The organism is Gordonia amicalis, assembly GCF_022059885.1.
GTDB classification, from domain to species: Bacteria; Actinomycetota; Actinomycetes; order Mycobacteriales; family Mycobacteriaceae; genus Gordonia; species Gordonia amicalis.
Genome location: NZ_CP091855.1, coordinates 3,896,986 through 3,914,952, shown reverse-complemented (window position 1 = coordinate 3,914,952; position 17,967 = coordinate 3,896,986). Strand labels below are relative to the sequence as shown.

Here is a 17,967-nt window from a genome sequence, read left to right as displayed (position 1 = left end):
TCCGGCACGGGTGACTAGCATCGGCGATGTGACGTCACTCGTGCCGGACGCGGTGAACCACTACTTCAAGTCGCGGGCCGACGGCTCGGCGACGGACAGTGCCGAGCAGGTGGTGCGTCACCTTGACGTCGCGACTCGGCGCGACCCCGGCGAGGCTCTCGTCGAAGTCGCCGTCGACGCCGGCGGCGCGGTCGAGATCGTCGTCGTCAACGACGACATGCCCCTGCTGGTCGAGGCGGTGCTCGCCACCGTCGAGGCGCATGACCTCGCCATCGGGAAGATGGATCACCCGGTGATGCCGGTCCGGCGCGACGCCGACGGCGGACTCGAGGCGATCGACGACGTACCCGGCGCCCGCTGGGAGTCGTGGATCTTCGTCGGCGGACTCGCCGGGCATCCCGATGTCGATCCGCAGGCGCTCCGTTCCGATCTCCTCGAGGTCGTGTCCCGGGTGGGCGACGTCGATCACGACGCCACCCGGATGAGGTCGCGGATGACGTCGTGCGCGGCAGATCTGTCGGTCGCCCCGCTGGGCGGGTCGACCGGCATCTCCGACTCGGATCGTTTCGAATACTCGAAGCTCCTCGAGTGGTTCTCCGGGAACCACTTCCACCCGCTCGGTTACACGCGGGTGGGAACCGACGGTCTCGCCGACGCCGATGAACGACTCGGCGTGTGGCGTACCGACTCGATCACTCGCGACTTCCCGTCGGTCACCGCGCGACCGTTGCTGCCGCAAGCGAGTCGTGTCTACGTCGCCACCGGCATCCAGCGGTCAAATTTTCCTGTGCTGCTCCAGGTCCCGGCGTTCGATCGGCAGGGAAACCACGACGGCGAACACCGCTTCCTCGGCACGCTCACCTCGTCCGGCCTGCACCAGACCGTGCTCGACGTCCCGGTGCTGCGCACCAAGGTGCACGACGTCCTCGCAGGTGCCGGGGTCGACGAGGATTCCTTCGCCGGCCAGTCCATGATCGAGCTGCTGCAGAACTATCCGCTGGTGGAGATGTTCGCCTCCACCACCGAGGAGCTCACCAGACGCGTCACCGAGATGCTCGACGCGGTCGCGACCCGGTCGTTGCGGCTGTTCGTGCGCACGAGCGTCGACGGTAAGACCGCGGTGGCCCTCGTCTACCTGCCGCGAGACCGGTACAACACGCAGAGCCGACTGGCCCTCGAACGGGCCCTGATGGACGAATTGCACGGCAGCGCACTGGAATACACCGCTCGAGTGAGTGAGATGCCACTCGCGCTCCTGCAGGTGCTGGTGTGTATCGAGCCGGCCACCGCGTCCGAGCTCGGTTCGGTCGACACCGGATCACCGGCGCACGCCCGTATGCAGGCGGCGCTCGCGACGGCGATCCGCGGATGGGACGAACGTGTCCGTGAACTGGCCGCGGACCTCGGCGGCCGCTTGGAAAACCTCGGCGGCGGCCCCGAACTCGTTCTGCGACAATTGCCCTCGCTCTCCGACGATTACAAGGAACTCCGTGAACCGCACGATGCCCTCGAGGACCTGATACGAGTCGTCGCACTCGAACCGGGAGCACTGGCGGTGACGCTCGACGCCACCGAGGAGCGCGGGCCGAACGGCCATGCCCGTTGGCGGTTCACCCTCTATCTGTGTGGGGAGTCGGCGACCCTCACCGACGTCCTACCGGTGCTGCACAGTCTCGGCCTCGACGTTCTCGAAGAGCATCCGTACGAGATCCGCCGGGCCGACGGCACCGTCTGCTGGGCGTACGAGTTCATCGTGGAACTGGCTGCCGGGATGTCGGTGGACCTCCATCACGCCGACGACCTCGAGGAGCGTTTCACCGAGGCGTTCCGTCAGATCTGGCTCGCCGCCGCGGAAGTCGACGACTACAACGAACTGATCATCCGGTGCGGATTGGACTGGCGTTCGGCGGCGATGCTGCGCGCATACGGTCAGTACCTGAGGCAGTGTGGATTCTCCTACAGCACAGCCCATGTCGCGAACGTGCTGGGTCGTAACCGGCGGATCACGCGCGGGCTGGTCGAGTTGTTCGTGGCCTCCTTCGATCCGTCCGCCGCCGACCGTGAACGCCGGGAACGGGTGAGTGAACAACTCCGTGCGGACATCGGCACCGTGCTGAGTCTCGACGCCGACCGCGTCGTGTCGGCCTTCGCCGCCGTCATGAGTGCAACATCACGGACGAACTACTTCGTCACGGTCGGCGATCGGGATGGCGGTGACCGGGATTCCGGCGACGGCCGACCAGGCGAGTACTGCCCGGTCATCTCGTTCAAGCTGCGGCCGCGCGAGATCCCGCAGACCCCCGAACCCCGTCCGCTGCACGAGATCTTCGTGTACTCGCCCCGGGTCGAAGGCGTCCACCTGCGGTTCGGCGCAGTGGCCCGCGGCGGCCTGCGCTGGTCGGACCGCAGAGAGGACTTCCGCACCGAGATCCTCGGGCTGGTCAAGGCGCAGGCGGTGAAGAACGCCGTCATCGTCCCGCTCGGCGCGAAAGGCGGTTTCGTCGTCAAACGGCTGCCGGCACCGACCGGGGACGCCGCCGTGGACCGGGATGCGCAGCGCGACGAAGGGATCGCCTGCTATCGCCAGTTCATCGCGGGTCTGCTCGACATCACCGACAACATCGATCGCTCGACCGGGGAGGTCATCCCGGCGCGCGGTGTGGTCCGCCTCGACGAGGACGACACCTACCTGGTCGTCGCGGCCGACAAGGGCACCGCGGCGTTCTCCGACATCGCCAACGAGGTGTCGCGGTCCTACGGCTTCTGGCTCGGTGACGCGTTCGCCTCGGGCGGGTCGGCCGGCTACGACCACAAGGCCATGGGCATCACCGCGCGTGGTGCCTGGGAGTCGGTGAAACGGCATTTCCGCGAGATGGGCTTCGACACCCAGTCGCAGGACTTCACCGTCGTCGGCATCGGCGACATGAGCGGGGACGTGTTCGGCAACGGGATGTTGCTCAGCGAGCACATACGCCTCGTCGCCGCCTTCGACCACCGGCATATCTTCGTCGACCCGGACCCGGTCGCGGACCGGTCCTTCACCGAACGCCGCAGACTGTTCGACCTGCCACGGTCGTCGTGGGCGGACTACGACACCGGCCTGATCAGTGCGGGCGGCGGGGTGTGGTCCCGTGACCGCAAGTCGATACCCGTCAGTGCGGAGATGGCGGTCGCGCTCGGCATCGAGGAGGGCATCGACGAGCTCCCACCGCCCGAACTGATCCGCGCGATCCTGCTCGCGCCGGTCGACCTGCTGTGGAACGGCGGGATCGGCACCTACGTCAAGGCGTCGACGGAGTCCCATGGGAGCGTCGGTGACAAGTCGAACGACGCGATCCGCGTCGACGGTGATCAGGTGCGGGCCAAGGTGATCGGGGAGGGCGGCAACCTCGGGGTCACCGAGCGCGGCCGGATCGAGTTCGATCTCGCGGGCGGCCGGATCAACACCGACGCGCTCGACAACTCGGCAGGCGTCGACTGCTCGGACCACGAGGTCAACATCAAGATCCTGCTCGACTCTGCGGTGTCGAGCGGTGTGCTCGAGCCCGACGACCGGGACCCGCTGCTCGAGTCGATGACCGACGACGTCGCCGATCTCGTTCTCGCCGACAACATCTCACAGAACTCGGAGTTGGGGTTCTGCCGCACCTTCGAGCTGACCCGGGTGGAGGTTCACGCGCGGATGCTCGACCAGCTCTCGCGTGAACGCGGCGTCGACCTGCGGCTCGAAGCCCTCCCACAAGCGCGCGAGCTCCGTAAACGGTTCGACGGGGAGTTGCATCGCGGACTCACCTCACCCGAGTTCGCGACCTTGATGGCGCACGTCAAACTCGAGGCGAAATCGGATCTGCTGGACAGCGACCTCCCCGACAACGATGTCTTCGCCGCACGAGTGGCCCGCTATTTTCCAGAGGCGTTGCGCGAGAAGTTCGGCGAGCAGATCAACTCGCATCGATTGCGCCGCCAGATCGTCACGACCACCCTCGTCAACGACGTCATCGATCACGCCGGGATGACCCATCTGTTCCGGCTCGGCGAGGGCACCGGATGCACCACGGAGGAAGGGGTCCGCGCGTACGTCGTCTCCAACGAGGTCTTCGGTATGCGCGAGGTGTTCGAGAGTGTCAGGCACGCACCGGCGCCGGCGGCGGTCGTCGACGAGATGATGCTGTACGTCCGCCGGCTGCTGTTCCGGTCGTCGCGGTGGCTGCTCGCGTTCCGCCCGCAGCCGCTCGCCATGGCCGCCGAGATCAAGCGCTATTCCGGCCGGATCACGCAGCTGTCCGCGCTGATCGACGGCTGGCTGGGGGAGAGCTCGTTGCGCGAGATCTCCGACCGGGTGGACACATACGTCGACAAGGGCGTCCCCGCCGACCTCGCGCAGGCCGTCGCGGTCAGCCTTCACCGGTTCTGCCTGCTCGACATCATCGACGCGGCCGAGATCTCCGACCGCGGCCTCGAGGAGGTCGGTGAGCTCTACTTCGCCGTGATGGAACACTTCGGCCTCGAGGAACTGCTCACCGCGGTGTCCCGACTCGACTACGGCGACCGTTGGCATGCGCTCGCCCGGCTGGCGTTGCGCGACGACATGCACGGCGCGCTGCGTGCCCTCACGCTCAAGATCCTGGAGGTCAGCGAACCCGACGAACCGAGCGCCGACAAGATCGCGGAATGGGAGTCCTCCCAGTCGAACCGGCTGAGCCGTGTCCGCAGCATCCTGGCGGAGATCGAGGAGACCGGGACGCTCGACCTCGCGACGCTGTCGGTCGCCGCGCGGCAGCTTCGCAGTGTGATCAGGTGAGCGGCTTCGCAGTGTGATCAGGTGAGCGGCTTCGCCGCGGTGATTCGCTGATCCGTTTCGCCCCCGCCGACCCGATCTCCGGGCCTAGCCTGGGCACATGACGCGCACGGCACCGCGAATCTGTCCGCTCTGCGAGGCGACCTGCGGGTTGACCCTCGTGGTCGATTCCCACCACCATCCCGGTGACGGCGGCGAGGAGTTCGTCACCGGTGCCCGCGGAGACGCCGACGACGTGTTCAGCCACGGCTACATCTGTCCGAAGGGGGCGAGCTTCCCGCAGCTCGACAACGACCCCGACCGCCTCCGGAACCCGCTCGTCAAACGCGATGGACGATTCGTCGAAGTCGGCTGGGACGAGGCGCTCGAGCTCGCGGTCGAGCGCCTCGGGCGGGTCATCGCCGATCACGGGGGATCGTCGGTCGGCTTCTACCTCGGCAATCCGTCGGCCCACACGATCGCGGGCACGCTGTACGCGCCCCTGCTGGTCCGGGCGCTGCGCACCCGCAACGTGTTCAGCGCCGGCACGCTCGACCAGATGCCCAAACAGGCCGCCTCGGGCTACCTCTTCGGTCACGCCGGGACCTTCGCCGTCCCCGACCTCGACCGCACCGACCATCTGGTGATCATCGGCGCGAATCCCGTTGTCTCCAACGGCAGTATGACCACCGCCGCGAACTTCCCGGGCAAGCTGGACGCCCTGCGGCACCGCGGGGGTCGTCTCACGGTGATCGACCCGGCGCGGACCCGCACGGCCCGGCTCGCCGACACCCATCTGGCACCTCGACCGGGTACCGACGCCGCGCTGCTGGCCGGTGTCGTCACGTGCCTGTTCGACGAGGGACTCGTCGCCGACGACCTCGGCGGCATCGGGCCCCATGTGCAGGGTGTCGACGAACTGCGCAGGGAGATCGGTGATCTCACACCCGAGCGGGTCGCGCCGTACTGCGACGTGCCGGCGGAGGACATCCGCGGGCTCGCCCGCGCGATCGCGGCGTCGTCGTCGGCCGCGGTCTACGGGCGCCTGGGTACCACGGCGGTCGAATTCGGCACTCTCGGAAGCTGGCTCATCGACGTCGTGAACGTCCTCACCGGCAACCTCGACCGACCGGGCGGTGTTCTGTTCCCGATGGCGCCGACCGCGCCGGCACCCCGTCCGGCACACCCGGGTCGGGGCTTCCGGACCGGACGCTGGCGCAGCCGGGTGTCGGGACATCCCGAGGTGGCGGGGGAATTGCCCGCGGTCGCGATGGCCGAGGAGTTCGAGATACCCGGCGAGGGACGGCTACGAGCACTGGTGACGGTGGCGGGCAATCCCGTGCTGTCCGCGCCCGACGGGGGCCGGCTGGCGACCGCACTCGACGCCGCCGACGTCGTCGTGTGCGTCGACCCGTATCTGAACGAGACCACCCGGCACGCCGACATCATCCTGCCGCCCCCGCGCCCCTCGCAGACGCCGCACTTCGATGCGATCCTCAACAACCTGGCCGTGCGGGCCACCGTCCGCTACTCGCTGCCGGTGCTGCCGCTTCCCGACGGGCGGCCCGACGAGATCGAGATCGTCTGCCGTCTGATCCTGGGCCTGTCCGGAGTCGGCGTCGACGCCGATCCGGGTCTGGTCGACGAGCAGGTCATCGCCGCCACCCTGGCCAAGGAGGTGACCGATCCGCATTCGCCGGTCGCCGGTCGCGACGTGGAGTCGCTGGTGGCGATGCTGCCCGACGCCCCGGGCCACCAGCGCCGCCTGGACATGATGCTGCGCATCGGCGCCTACGGGGACGGGTTCGGCGCCCGGGAGGGCCTCACGTTCGCCGACGTCCTGGCGGCTCCGCACGGCATCGACCTCGGACCCATGCGGCCGCGTCTGCTCACCGTGCTCCGCACCGCCTCGGGGAAGGTCGAGTTGGCGCCGGACCCGCTGATCGCCGATCTCGCCCGGCTGCGCGCCGCCGTCGACGCCGAGAACCCGGCGGACAGCGACCCTGCGTCGCTCCTCCTCGTCGGACGCCGGCACCTGCGGTCCAACAACAGCTGGATGCACAACCTGCCCGCGCTCACCGGCGGCACCAATCGGTGCACGCTGCAGATCCACCCGGACGATGCGTCACGGCTGGGCATCGACGGGCTCGCGACGGTCCGCGGAGCAGGCGGATCACTCACCGTCCCGGTCGAGATCACCACCGACATCAAACCCGGCGTGGCGTCGATGCCGCACGGCTGGGGGCATGACGATGCCGGGTCCCGTCTCCAGGTGGCAGCCGTGGAGCCCGGCGTCAACGTGAACAACCTCAACGACGGCACACGACTCGATCCGCTGTCGGGAACCGCCGTCCTCAACGGCCTGCGGGTCGAGATCGGTCCGGCCTGAGCCGGCGGCGTCCGGCCGCCCATCGGCGAGCGCCGCGGGACGGCGTGCGTAGGGTTGAATCCGCGGCGCCCGGCGGCGTCGTACCAGGAGATCTCGGACCGAACAGGGGATGACGCACGTGCTCAACGAGGACTCGGGAACCGCGACGGCCGACGGCTACGTGGTGAAGGTCCCGGTGCGATGGTCGGACATGGACGTCTACCAGCACATCAACCATGCCCGGATGGTCACGCTGCTCGAGGAGGCGCGCATCCCGTGGCTGTTCCTCGACGGCCGCCCCACCGCGTCACTGCGTGACGGCTGCCTCGTGGCCGACCTGCACGTGAGGTATCAGGCACAGTTGCGGCACTCCGAGGGGCCGATCGAGGTCACCATGTACGTCCAGCGCCTGCGCGCCGTCGACTTCACCGTCGGTTATGAGGTCCGTCCCGCCGGTGCCGACCCCGAATCGAAACCGGCAGTCGTCGCCAGTACCCAACTCGTCGCGTTCGACGTCGGCGCGCAGCGCGTCGCACGGCTCACCCCGGAGCAGAAGGACTATCTAGACCGGTTCCGGCGCGCCGACGACACGTCAGCGACGCCGCGCTGATGGAACGTTTCATCCAGATCGCGGAATCGGATCGGTCCAACGCATCGGCGTTCCTCGCGCATGCCCGAAGGCTCGACGACGCCGCCGTGGTGCGGGTCGTGGCGCGCTCCGACGGCCTGGTCGGCCTGTGGACCCACACGGGGTTCGAGGTACTCGCGACCCGCGCGGTCTCGGGACGCGTGGCGCCGGCCGACATCGTCTGCGACGCCGCGTCGTTGCACTCGGCGCTCGTCGCCGCACCCGCGGGCGCGCAGATCGATCCCGGGTTCTCCCTCGACAGTGCCTGGCGCGGTGCACTTCCCGTATCCGCCGGCTACCGGCACGTCGACGACGTGCCCGCGCGCAGCATCGTCGGTCTGGCACGTGACGGTGCCCGCGTGGCGCGCGACGAGGGCAGCGCTCATGGACCCGCCACGGGATTGCTCGACCAGGACGTGCTCGAGGTCTCGACCGAGGACGGCGCGTTACACGCGGCGGTCACCATGCGGTCGCTCTTCGCCCTGACCGGGATGGGGTTCATCCGTGACCGCGATGGGCGCGCGGTCACCGAGACCTCGCCCGTCGAGGACATCGATGCTGCTGAGCCGGTCCGGATCCGATTGTCGGCGGCGTGGATCCGGATAGACGCCCGGTACGGCTCGGTGTACCAGCGTCGTCATCGCGACCTGTCGGTCACGGTTCTCTGACCGGTCCTCAGACCAGCCAGGCGGCGGCGTCGGGTGCCAGCATGCCGTCCACCAGCGGCGAACTGATCAGCAGCAGTTCACCCGGTGGCAGCGGCACCGGCACCTCGCCCGCGTTCAAGGCGCAGATCAGGAATCCCTCGGACCGCCGGAATGCCAGGCAACCCTCCGGGGCCTCGTACCATTCGATCGATTCGCCGGCGAATTCCGCTCGATCGTAACGCAATTCGATGGCTGCCCGGTACAGCGACAGCATCGAGCCGACATCCTCGAGCTGTGCCTCGGCGGTCAGCGACTGCCACGACTCCGGCATCGGCAGCCAGGTGTCGGCCGACGAGCTGAAGCCGAACGGTGGCTCGGTGCCCTGCCACGGCAACGGGACACGGCATCCGTCGCGGCCGCGTTCGGTGTGACCCGACCGCTCCCACACCGGATCCTGGAGGACCTCCTCGGGTAGGTCGTCGACGTTGGGGAGACCGAGTTCGGAGCCGTTGTAGAGGAAGATCGTTCCGGGCAGGGCCATCTCGACGACGAGCATCGCCCGCGCACGACGCGTCCCGCGTGCGAGGTCGGGTTCACCGGTCTCCGGGTCGACGGGGGCGTAGCGCGTCACCTCTCGTTCCACGTCGTGGTTGGACAGCGTCCACGTCGGGGTGCCGGACACCGAGAGGACGGCGTCGAGCGAGTTCTCGATGGCCTCGCGGATGGCGCCGGACTCGAAGGGCGCCTTGGCGAGTCGGAAGTTGAAACCGAGATGCAGTTCGTCGGGACGGAGGTACTCCGCGAATCGTTCGTTGTCGTTGACCCAGATCTCGCCGACGTTCGCGGCACCCGGGTACTCGTCGAGCACCTTTCGGATCTTGCGGTGGATGTCGTGTACCGCATAGTTGTTGAACCGCGGATCGTCGTCGTCGTTGGTGAGCAGAGCGGTGGTGGTGAGATCCATGTCGGGCAGATCCGCGGGCTTTGCCATCCCGTGCGCCACGTCGATCCGGAAGCCGTCGACGCCGCGATCCAGCCAGAACCGCAGCGTCTTCTCGAGATCCTCGAAGACCTCGGGATTCTCCCAGTTCAGGTCGGGCTGTTCGGCGGCGAAGATGTGGAGGTACCACTGTCCGGGGCTGCCGTCGGCCTCGGTGATCCGGGTCCATGCCGGCCCGCCGAAGATGCTGTGCCAGTTGTTCGGTGGCTCATCGCCGTTCTCTCCGCGACCGTCCCGGAAGATGTAGCGGGCGCGCTCCGGACTGCCCGGACCGGCGGCCAGTGCTGCGCGGAACCACTCGTGCTGATCGCTGGTGTGGTTCGGGACGAGGTCCATGGTGACTCGGATGTCGCGCTCGTGGGCCTCGGCGATGAGCGAGTCGAACGTCGCGAGATCGCCGAAGAGCGGGTCGATGTCGCGCGGATCGGCGACGTCGTACCCGTGGTCGGCCATCGGCGAGGTCATGATGGGACTCAGCCAGATCGCGTCGATGCCCAGCAGCTCGAGATATCCGAGTTTGCCGATGACACCGGCCAGATCGCCCACGCCGTCGCCGTTCGCGTCGCAGAACGACCGCGGGTAGATCTGGTAGAAGACCGCGGACTTCCACCAGGTGGTGTCGGTCGGATCCAGCTGCGGCACGATCGCCGGCGCCAAGTCCTCTTGTGGGTCCGCGGATTCCGCGGGCTCGGTCTCGAACGGTCCGGCTGCCGCGTCGGTTTCGGCGTCGGGATCGAGTTCGGCGTCGGCCTCGGCCTCGATGGCCTCCTCGTCGAGGGCCTCGGGATCGGTCGTCGCGGGATCGATCACCTCGACACCGGCCACGGCATCCGGTGCGTCTCCGGCGATCTCGGGGGTGTCGTCCGACGAGTCACTCACGTTGCCCTCGGTACCCGAGGTCTCCGGTACGACGGTGTGTGCGCCGTCGGGCTGACCCCCGTCAGATGGCTCGGCGGGGACAACATCTGGTGTCTCATCGCTCACCGTGGTCATTCTGCCTTACCTGAGTTTTCGGCGAGAAATCCAGGTCAATCGGCGCGTCGTCGGCGTGTCGAGAGTACGGGTGGCGAACGGCAGAAGGTTTCTGCGAGACCTCAGATCGGCGAGTTCATCATCGACTGGGCGGCCATCTCCATGTAGTCGACGAGCGCCTGCCGATGCGGCGGGTCGAGGGTCTCGTCGTCGATGGCGGCGATCGCGGTGTGCATGCACCGCAGCCAGGCGTCGCGCTCGATCGGGCCGACGCGATAAGGGTTGTGGCGCATGCGCAGCCTCGGATGGCCGCGTTCGTCGGAGTAGGTCCGGGGGCCGCCCCAGTACTGCTCGAGGAACATCCGGAGCCGTCGCTCGGCGGGTCCGAGGTCCTCTTCGGGGTACAGCGGGCGCAACACCTCGTCCTTCGCCACCTCGGTGTAGAAGACCTCGGTGAGCCGTCGGAACGTCTCCGAGCCGCCGATCTCCTCGTAGAAGCTGCGCGGGGACGGGTCGGGGGAGTTGCCGGATTCGCCAGTCACAGCCGCCATTGTCCCCACGACCGCGGAGTGCCTCAACGTGACGCGCTGCCGGCCTGGTCCCCGGCGGGCCGTCTTGCGTCGGATTTTCCCTGCACGACGTCGGCGTCCGTGGTGAACTGTGCAGGTCAACCTGTTCACGCGGGCCTGGCGGGAGGTCGAATGACGCACAGGTCACATTCCACGACGACCGAGGTGACGAGGCTCCACGGCGGACCGGCCTCGCAGGCGGCCGGGTCACGAACGTGGACACGCCGCCGGGTGCTGCTGCTCAACGCCACGTACGAGCCGCTCAGCGCGGTCACCGTCCGCCGCGCCGTCGTCCTGATCCTGCGTGGACGTGCCGACACGGTCCACGCCGACGAGTCCGGGGGAGCGTTCCACTCGCCCGCGACGGCGGTGCCGGTGCCGACGGTGATCCGGCTGCGGACCTATGTGCGGGTCCCGTACCGCGCGACGGTGCCGTTGACCCGCTCCGCGCTGATGCACCGTGACCGGTTCCGCTGCGGATACTGCGGCAGACCCGCGACCACCATCGATCACGTCGTCCCACGTAGCCGGGGCGGCGCGCACAACTGGGAGAACTGCGTCGCCTGCTGTGCGTCGTGCAATCACCTCAAGGCGGACCGGTTGCTCGGCGAACTGGGCTGGTCGTTGCGGACGCGGCCGATCGCCCCGAGAGGCCGGCACTGGGGCCTCATCGCCGCGGTCAAGGACATCCATCCGGCGTGGATGCAGTACATCGACGCGGGTGCCGCGTGATGCGGGGGGAAGCCACTCGAAACGCCGGCCGGAATGTCGCCGGGAAGTGTCTACGACGCGCTGTAGGGGCCCCTGCACCGGTCGGTCTGATGTGGGCTAGATTGATCACCGATGACCTGTGCCGACAACCGGCCGGGTCCGGCGCGACCATCGAAAGGGTGACATGGACAGCCTGATCGTCCCCATCGGAGTGCCAGTCACGATCGTGACGGTGCTCTTCGTCGTGCTCTGCGTTGTCGCGATGGTGTTCTCCGGCGGGGTCAAGTACCCGAAGGTCAAGGAGTACACCCTCGATCAGCAATGGGAGCATGCACCGCTTCTCTTCAGTGCCACCGACATCGAACCGATGGCACTTCCGCGGCACGCGGAACCCGGCGACGTTGATGGGAGCTCGGCAAGTGGCAAGTGGTGAGGTTTCGCACGCGAAAGTGAGTGCAGAGGTCGCGGCCCGGTCGGCGGCGGAACTTCCGCTGGGCGCCGTGGTCACCAACAGCGGACGCATCTCGGCGGCCCGCTACCCGGGTGATGCGCCGTCGACGCCGCCCTTCAGCAAGAAGGACCTGATCGCTCTCGACGACACCCTGAAGGCCGCGAGCGAGAAGGCCCTCGTGCGTTTCTCGGTCTACGTCGGGGACCTCGACGGTGACCTCGACGCGAGTGCCCGGGCCATCCTTGCAAAGTCGCCCGAACCCGCGCACGGAACGCTCATCGCGGTGTCGCCGAACACGCGCGACGTCGTCATCGTCTCGGGTCGCGAGGTGTCGAGCCGCGTCAACGACCGCGTCGCCGCACTCGGTGTGACCGCTGCGGTCACCGGCTTCCGTCAGGGCAACCTGATCGACGGCCTGATCGCGTCGCTGCGTGTGATGGCGACCGCCGCCGCAGCCGGCTGATCCGGCCACCGGAACCACGCACGAGGCCGCCCCACTTCCGGTGGGGCGGCCTCGTGCGTCTGTCTGTGCGGACGCGTCGGTGACGCGTTCGGTGCGGGTCAGCGGTACATACGGACCAGCGGGCAGGTGAAGGGGTCACGGTCGCTGAGCCCGACCTGGTTGAGGTAACGGATCACGATCCCGTAGGACGCGATCAGTGAGGTCTCGGTGTACTGGACGCCGTGACGCTCGCAGTGGGCACGAACGAGCGGTTGCACCTTGATGAGGTTGGGTCGAGGCATGCTGGGGAACAGATGGTGTTCGATCTGGTAGTTCAATCCGCCCATCATGAAGTCGGTGAACCGTCCTCCCCGGATGTTGCGCGACATCAGGACCTGCCGGCGTAGGAAGTCGACGCGCATGTCCTTGGGCACCAGCGGCATGCCCTTGTGGTTCGGGGCGAACGACCCGCCGAGCAGGAGTCCGAACACCGCGAGCTGTACCGCGATGAAGGCGATGGCCTGCGCCGGGGTCATCACGATGAACGGGACCGCGACACCGAGGGCGAGCCGGAGCACGATCAGCGAGATCTCGACGGCACGGTGGGGAACGGCGTTTCGTGCGGCGAGACCCTGAAGACTCGCAACGTGGAGCGCGGCCCCTTCGAGCGTCAGCAGCGGGACGAAGAACCAACCCTGCCGGCGGGTGAACCAGCCGTACAGACCCGACCGCTGCCCGGCGATCTCCGGCACGAAGGCGATGGGGCCGTCGGCGATGTCGGGGTCGACGCCCACCTGGTTCGGGGCCTTGTGATGGCGGTTGTGTTTGTTCTTCCACCAGTGGAACGACAATCCGGCTCCGGCGGCGGCGAGGACCCGTGCGCTCCACTCGTTGGCACCGGCCGAGGCGAACATCTGACGGTGGGCGCCGTCGTGGCCGAGGAAGCCGAACTGGGTGCTCACCACGGCGAGCACGGCGGCGGGTACGAGCTGCCACCACGTGTCGCCGAGTGCGACCACCACGGCCCACACGCCGATGAAGGCGGCGACGGTCAACGCCATCCGGGTGATGTAGAAACCGCGGCGACGGTCCAGTAGCCCCGATGCGCGGACCTCCGCCGCCAGTTCTGTGTAGGAACTGACGAACTTCGTGTCGCGGGCAGGTGACACCGATGAAAGGGACAAGAGTGCGTACCTCTGGCCTTCTGATTGTTGCCAGGTACGCCGGAGAGATCAGCTTTCGGAACTGAGGCGCGTCACGAGAGACATGAACCGGAATTGCGATGCATCAAGGGGCGAGTCCCATCATGCCATGCTTCCGGGCGAGAAGTCCGGCCCGCGCCGATCGCGCGCGGGCCGGAATCGGCTCACGGCCGCGTCGCGGTTCCCTCGAGCACCTTGTCGTCGGCACCGGTCCCGGCGTGGTCGAGTTCGTCGTCGACCATGTTGGTCTCGTCGAACGGGGCACGCCCCGAGAGCACCTCGTCGATCTGGTGCTTGTCCATGGTGTGCGTCCACGAGCCGACGAGCAGGGTGGCGACTGCATTGCCCGAGAAGTTGGTGACCGCGCGCGCCTCGGACATGAACCGGTCGATCCCGACGATCACCCCGACACCGTCGAGCATCTCGGGGCGATGTGCCTGGAGTCCGCCAGCGAGGGTGGCCAGTCCGGCACCGCTGACGCCTGCCGCCCCCTTCGACGCGATGATCATGAACGCGAGCAGGCCGATCTGTTCGCCGACCGAGAGCGGATCGCCCATCGCGTCGGCGATGAAGATCGACGCCATCGTCAGGTAGATCGCGGTGCCGTCCAGGTTGAACGAGTAGCCGGTGGGCACCACTACACCGACGGTCGTCTTCTCCACGCCCAGGTGCTCCATCTTCGCGATCAGGCGGGGCAGTGCCGACTCCGACGACGACGTCGCGAAGATCAGCAGGTACTCGCGGGCCAGGTAGCGGACGAGACGGAAGATCGACACGCCCGCGATCGTCCGGAGCATCACCCCCAGAACACCGAAGACGAACACCACACAGGTCAGGTAGAAGGCGAGCATCAGGGTCAGCAATTGCTGTACGGCAGCCCAGCCGGTCTGTCCGACGACGTTCGCGATGGCACCGAAAGCACCGATCGGCGCCACCCACAGCACCATCGTCAAGACCTTGAAGACCAGCTTCTGGAAGTACGAGACCGCCGTCAGGATCGGTTCTCCGGTACGTCCCATCGCCTGGATCGCGAACCCGACCAGCAGCGCGACGAACAGTGCCTGCAGGACGCTGCCGTCGGTCAGTGCGGACAGCATGGATTCCGGGATGATGCCCTGGATGAAGTCGATGGTTCCGCCGGACTCGTGGGCCTCTTTGGCCAGTTCCTCGCCCTTGCCCGACATCGACGAGATGTTGAGGCCCTCACCGGGTTGGATGAGATTGCCGACGACCAGCCCGATCGCGAGCGCCACCGTCGACATCACGAGGAAGTAGACGAAGGCGAGGCCGCCGACCTTGCCCACCGTCGCCGCTTTACGGACCGATCCGATGCCCAGCACGATGGTGCAGAAGATCACCGGCGCGATCATCATCTTGATCAGGCTGACGAACATGGTCCCGAGCACGCCGAGTTCCTTGCCGACCGACGGTGCGACGAGTCCGACGACGACGCCGGCCACCACCGCGACGATGACCGCGATGTAGAGCCAGTGCGTGCGATCGCGTTTGACCGGCGGTGCGGTCTTCGTGGCGTCACCCGCCGCCCGGTCGTCACCGGCCGGACCGTCACCGGCGTTCTGATCTGTGTTCATCGGCAGTTCTCTCCTCGTTTGCCGGGGACTTCGGTGGTTAGGATTGTGAACCGGTGTGGTGACGCCGGTCACGATTCTGTTCATTACGTTCAGACGATCCGGCGAGGGATATCCCCGAACGGGGTCTGACGAAACACGTCTGAGGAAACGAGGGCCGGGCATGCGGTGGTATCCGCGAACGCTGGCCGGTCAGGTGGCGGCGCTCGCGCTGATCGTCGTGGCCGTGGTGGTCGTCGGGGGCAGCGTCCTGGCCGCGGTCGATGCGCGTGTCGACGGGGATCGCGCTGCGCGTGCCGAGGTCACCGCCGTGGCCGTGAGCCTCGCGGAGTCACCGTCGACGGTGTCCGCACTGACCTCGCCGGACCCGAGTGCGATCCTGCAGCCGGTCACCGACCGAATCCGGAATGCGACCGGTATCGCGTTCATCACGGTGCTCGGTCCGGACCGCACCCGCTACACCCACACCGACCCGGCCCTGATCGGCGCGCCCTACATCGGCAGCATCGACGCGGCCCTCCGCGGCGAGACGATGACCGAGACGTATACCGGGACCCTGGGCCCCTCCATCCGCACCATCGCGCCGGTGCAGACGGCCGACGGTCGGGTCGTCGGCATGGTCGCGGCGGGCATCACCCAGCGTTCCCTCACGTCGACGTGGCGCGGGGAACTGCCGCTGATCGCGGTCACCGCGTTCGCAGCACTGATGACTGCCGTCGTCGGGGTCTGGTGGATCCGGCGGCGCCTCCTGAGACAGACCGGTGGGCTGGCACCGGACGAACTCCGGCTCATGTACGACCATCACGATGCGGTGTTGCGCGCGGTCCGCGAGGGGCTGATCGTCGTCGAGGACGGCCGACCGGTTCTGGTCAACGACGAGGCGCGGCGTCTGCTCGGGGTCGGGACCCACACGCCCGCAACCGATCTGCCCTCCTTCCTGACCGGCGCGGACGGTGCGGCCACCGACGAGCTCTATGCCGAGGGCGGGCGGGTCCTACTGGTCAGCAGGTCGCCGGTGTCCGGGCGACGCCGCTCGTCGGTCATCACGATCCGCGACCGGACCGAATTGGCCGAGACCATAGGCGAACTGGACTCGATGACACGATTCGCCGAGGCCCTCCGCTCTCAGGCACACGAGGCCGCCAACCGACTCCACACGTTGGTCGCGCTGGTCGAGATGGGACGTCCGGCGGAGGCGATCCGGCTGGCGACGACGGAACTCGAACTGTCGCAACAGCTCATCGACCGGATGACCCAGGCGGTGGCCGAACCGGCGCTCGTGGCGCTGCTCCTGGGCAAGAGTGCGCAGGCGGCCGAACGGGGAATCGCGTTCTCGCTCACCGAGGATTCCCAGATGAGTGACGACACCACCCAGATCTTGTCGCCGGGCGAGATGATCACCGTCGTGGGCAACCTCGTCGACAACGCCCTCGATGCGTGCGATCCGGCCGACCCGTGGGTGGAGGTCGGTGTCGTCGGGGACCAGCACGCGCTCGAGATCGTCGTCGCCGACAGTGGTTCCGGGATGGACGACGACCTCTGCCGCCGGGCGACGGCCCGGGGATACTCCACCAAGTCCGGTGGCGACGAGGCAGGCCGCGGACTGGGTCTGGCACTGGTCGCCCAGGTGGTCGCGCGACATCATGGGACGCTGACCGCGGAGAACACCTACGGGTCCGTGGTCACGGTGCGGATAGGGGCGGTGCCGTCAGGTGCGGGGGTGACGCGGTGATCCGCGTGCTGATCGTGGAGGACGAATCGCTCATCGCCGCGGCGCACCGGGACTATCTCGGCCGCATCGGCGGATTCGAGGTCGTCGGTGCGGTGACCACCGCCCAAGAGGCGTTGCGCACCACGAAGACCCATGCCGTCGACCTGGTGCTCCTCGATCTCGGTCTGCCCGACGCCCGGGGCACCGACCTCGCCTCCGCACTGGCCGGGGTGCGCCCGGCGCCCGACATCATCGCGATCACCGCACAACGCGACCTGCAGACCGTGCGCACCGCGATGTCCAGTGGGGTGTTGCTCTACTTGCTGAAACCCTTCACCTTTGCGGCTTTCCGCGAGAAGATCGAGCAGTATCTGCGGTACCGGGAAGCGCTGGCCGGGGACACCGATGCGGTCAGCCAGCGCGACGTCGACCGGGCATTGGCGCAGCTCCGAGCCGTGGACCCCCGACGCTCGGCGAAGAAGGGAGCCGCGCCGCAGACCGAGGATGCGGTCTGCCGCGCGGTGCGTGACAGTGTCGACGGACTCACCGCCTCGGAGGTGGCCCGCGCGCTCGGTTCGTCGCGGGTCACCGCATGGCGATACCTCGAGCGGCTCGCCGACGACGGTGTGCTCAATCGCGACACCCAGTACGGTTCGGCCGGCCGACCACGGGTCCGGTACCGGTGGCCGGCCCGACGGTGATCGGCATCGATGAACCCGCAGGTGACGGGGGTGCTGGACGGGCGGAGTAGACTGGACCTCACCGGATCGCACGTTGAAGGAGTCACCGTCGGCGGCGCCGGGTCACCGCGGCCGCATCCAGACGGCGACCGAGTCAGGCGCACGCCATGATCACCACGACCCGAATTCTCGATGCACTTCCACGAAGTCGCCTGTTCGG

The 17,967-nt window shown here is 68.0% G+C and carries 13 protein-coding genes; 9 read left to right on the top strand and 4 right to left on the bottom strand.

The window, feature by feature from the left end; translation table 11 throughout:
- Nucleotides 1-28 precede the first annotated feature (28 nt).
- The 4 genes from IHQ52_RS17945 to IHQ52_RS17930 all read left to right on the top strand — a co-directional run bounded on the left by IHQ52_RS17945 (nt 29) and on the right by IHQ52_RS17930 (nt 8,441).
- On the top strand, nt 29-4,801 hold the full coding sequence (locus tag IHQ52_RS17945; protein WP_040004837.1) for an NAD-glutamate dehydrogenase: 4,773 nt from the start codon (nt 29-31) through the stop codon (nt 4,799-4,801).
- 97 nt (nt 4,802-4,898) lie between these two features.
- A complete protein-coding gene (locus tag IHQ52_RS17940; protein ID WP_006437153.1) occupies nt 4,899-7,166 on the top strand; it encodes a molybdopterin-dependent oxidoreductase in 2,268 nt (755 codons plus the stop codon).
- Between the two features lie 109 nt (nt 7,167-7,275).
- Nucleotides 7,276-7,755 (top strand): acyl-CoA thioesterase, encoded by a 480-nt coding sequence (locus tag IHQ52_RS17935; protein ID WP_006437154.1) that lies wholly within the window; start codon nt 7,276-7,278, stop codon nt 7,753-7,755.
- A complete protein-coding gene (locus tag IHQ52_RS17930) occupies nt 7,755-8,441 on the top strand; it encodes a DUF8010 domain-containing protein (protein WP_006437155.1) in 687 nt (228 codons plus the stop codon). The genes IHQ52_RS17935 and IHQ52_RS17930 overlap by 1 nt, the downstream gene beginning before the upstream one ends.
- Nucleotides 8,442-8,448: 7 nt before the next feature.
- On the opposite strand, the gene IHQ52_RS17925 is transcribed toward IHQ52_RS17930, so the two are convergent.
- On the bottom strand, nt 8,449-10,413 hold the full coding sequence (locus IHQ52_RS17925) for a glycoside hydrolase family 13 protein (RefSeq protein WP_006437156.1): 1,965 nt from the start codon (nt 10,411-10,413) through the stop codon (nt 8,449-8,451).
- Nucleotides 10,414-10,514: 101 nt separating this feature from the next.
- Entirely contained in the window at nt 10,515-10,943 is a 429-nt protein-coding gene (locus tag IHQ52_RS17920) for a globin (protein ID WP_006437157.1), read from the bottom strand.
- Nucleotides 10,944-11,093: 150 nt separating this feature from the next.
- On the opposite strand from IHQ52_RS17920, the gene IHQ52_RS17915 reads away from it, so the two are divergent.
- The 3 genes from IHQ52_RS17915 to IHQ52_RS17905 all read left to right on the top strand — a co-directional run bounded on the left by IHQ52_RS17915 (nt 11,094) and on the right by IHQ52_RS17905 (nt 12,586).
- On the top strand, nt 11,094-11,693 hold the full coding sequence (locus IHQ52_RS17915; RefSeq protein ID WP_040004838.1) for an HNH endonuclease: 600 nt from the start codon (nt 11,094-11,096) through the stop codon (nt 11,691-11,693).
- Nucleotides 11,694-11,856: 163 nt separating this feature from the next.
- Complete coding sequence (gene ctaJ / locus IHQ52_RS17910; RefSeq protein ID WP_006437159.1) at nt 11,857-12,105, top strand: aa3-type cytochrome oxidase subunit CtaJ; 249 nt, start codon at nt 11,857-11,859, stop codon at nt 12,103-12,105.
- Nucleotides 12,092-12,586 (top strand): DUF5130 family protein, encoded by a 495-nt coding sequence (locus IHQ52_RS17905; RefSeq protein WP_006437160.1) that lies wholly within the window; start codon nt 12,092-12,094, stop codon nt 12,584-12,586. The genes ctaJ and IHQ52_RS17905 overlap by 14 nt, the downstream gene beginning before the upstream one ends.
- 98 nt (nt 12,587-12,684) lie before the next feature.
- On the opposite strand, the gene IHQ52_RS17900 is transcribed toward IHQ52_RS17905, so the two are convergent.
- The gene (locus IHQ52_RS17900; RefSeq protein WP_006437161.1) at nt 12,685-13,749 is read right to left on the bottom strand and encodes a fatty acid desaturase family protein; all 1,065 of its coding nucleotides are present in this window, start codon (nt 13,747-13,749) and stop codon (nt 12,685-12,687) included.
- Nucleotides 13,750-13,931: 182 nt separating this feature from the next.
- Entirely contained in the window at nt 13,932-15,359 is a 1,428-nt protein-coding gene (locus tag IHQ52_RS17895) for a C4-dicarboxylate transporter DctA (RefSeq protein WP_006437162.1), read from the bottom strand.
- 160 nt (nt 15,360-15,519) lie between these two features.
- Here IHQ52_RS17895 and IHQ52_RS17890 point away from each other — a divergent pair, with 160 nt between their 5' ends.
- Nucleotides 15,520-17,088, top strand: a complete 1,569-nt coding sequence (locus tag IHQ52_RS17890; RefSeq protein ID WP_006437163.1) for a sensor histidine kinase — start codon at nt 15,520-15,522, stop codon at nt 17,086-17,088.
- Complete coding sequence (locus IHQ52_RS17885; RefSeq protein WP_006437164.1) at nt 17,085-17,768, top strand: response regulator; 684 nt, start codon at nt 17,085-17,087, stop codon at nt 17,766-17,768. Before IHQ52_RS17890 ends, IHQ52_RS17885 begins: the two co-directional genes overlap by 4 nt.
- The last annotated feature ends 199 nt before the right edge of the window (nt 17,769-17,967 follow it).

What these genes read in the sequence shown, in the direction of transcription:
- IHQ52_RS17940 (WP_006437153.1), top strand. Translation starts at nt 4,899, where the DNA reads ATGACGCGCACGGCACCGCGAATCTGTCCGCTCTGCGAGGCGACCTGC.
- IHQ52_RS17935 (WP_006437154.1), top strand. Translation starts at nt 7,276, where the DNA reads ATGACGCACGTGCTCAACGAGGACTCGGGAACCGCGACGGCCGACGGC.
- IHQ52_RS17930 (WP_006437155.1), top strand. Translation starts at nt 7,755, where the DNA reads ATGGAACGTTTCATCCAGATCGCGGAATCGGATCGGTCCAACGCATCG.
- IHQ52_RS17925 (WP_006437156.1), bottom strand. Translation starts at nt 10,413, where the DNA reads ATGACCACGGTGAGCGATGAGACACCAGATGTTGTCCCCGCCGAGCCA.
- IHQ52_RS17920 (WP_006437157.1), bottom strand. Translation starts at nt 10,943, where the DNA reads ATGGCGGCTGTGACTGGCGAATCCGGCAACTCCCCCGACCCGTCCCCG.
- IHQ52_RS17915 (WP_040004838.1), top strand. Translation starts at nt 11,094, where the DNA reads ATGACGCACAGGTCACATTCCACGACGACCGAGGTGACGAGGCTCCAC.
- ctaJ (WP_006437159.1), top strand. Translation starts at nt 11,857, where the DNA reads ATGGACAGCCTGATCGTCCCCATCGGAGTGCCAGTCACGATCGTGACG.
- IHQ52_RS17895 (WP_006437162.1), bottom strand. Translation starts at nt 15,359, where the DNA reads ATGAACACAGATCAGAACGCCGGTGACGGTCCGGCCGGTGACGACCGG.
- IHQ52_RS17890 (WP_006437163.1), top strand. Translation starts at nt 15,520, where the DNA reads ATGCGGTGGTATCCGCGAACGCTGGCCGGTCAGGTGGCGGCGCTCGCG.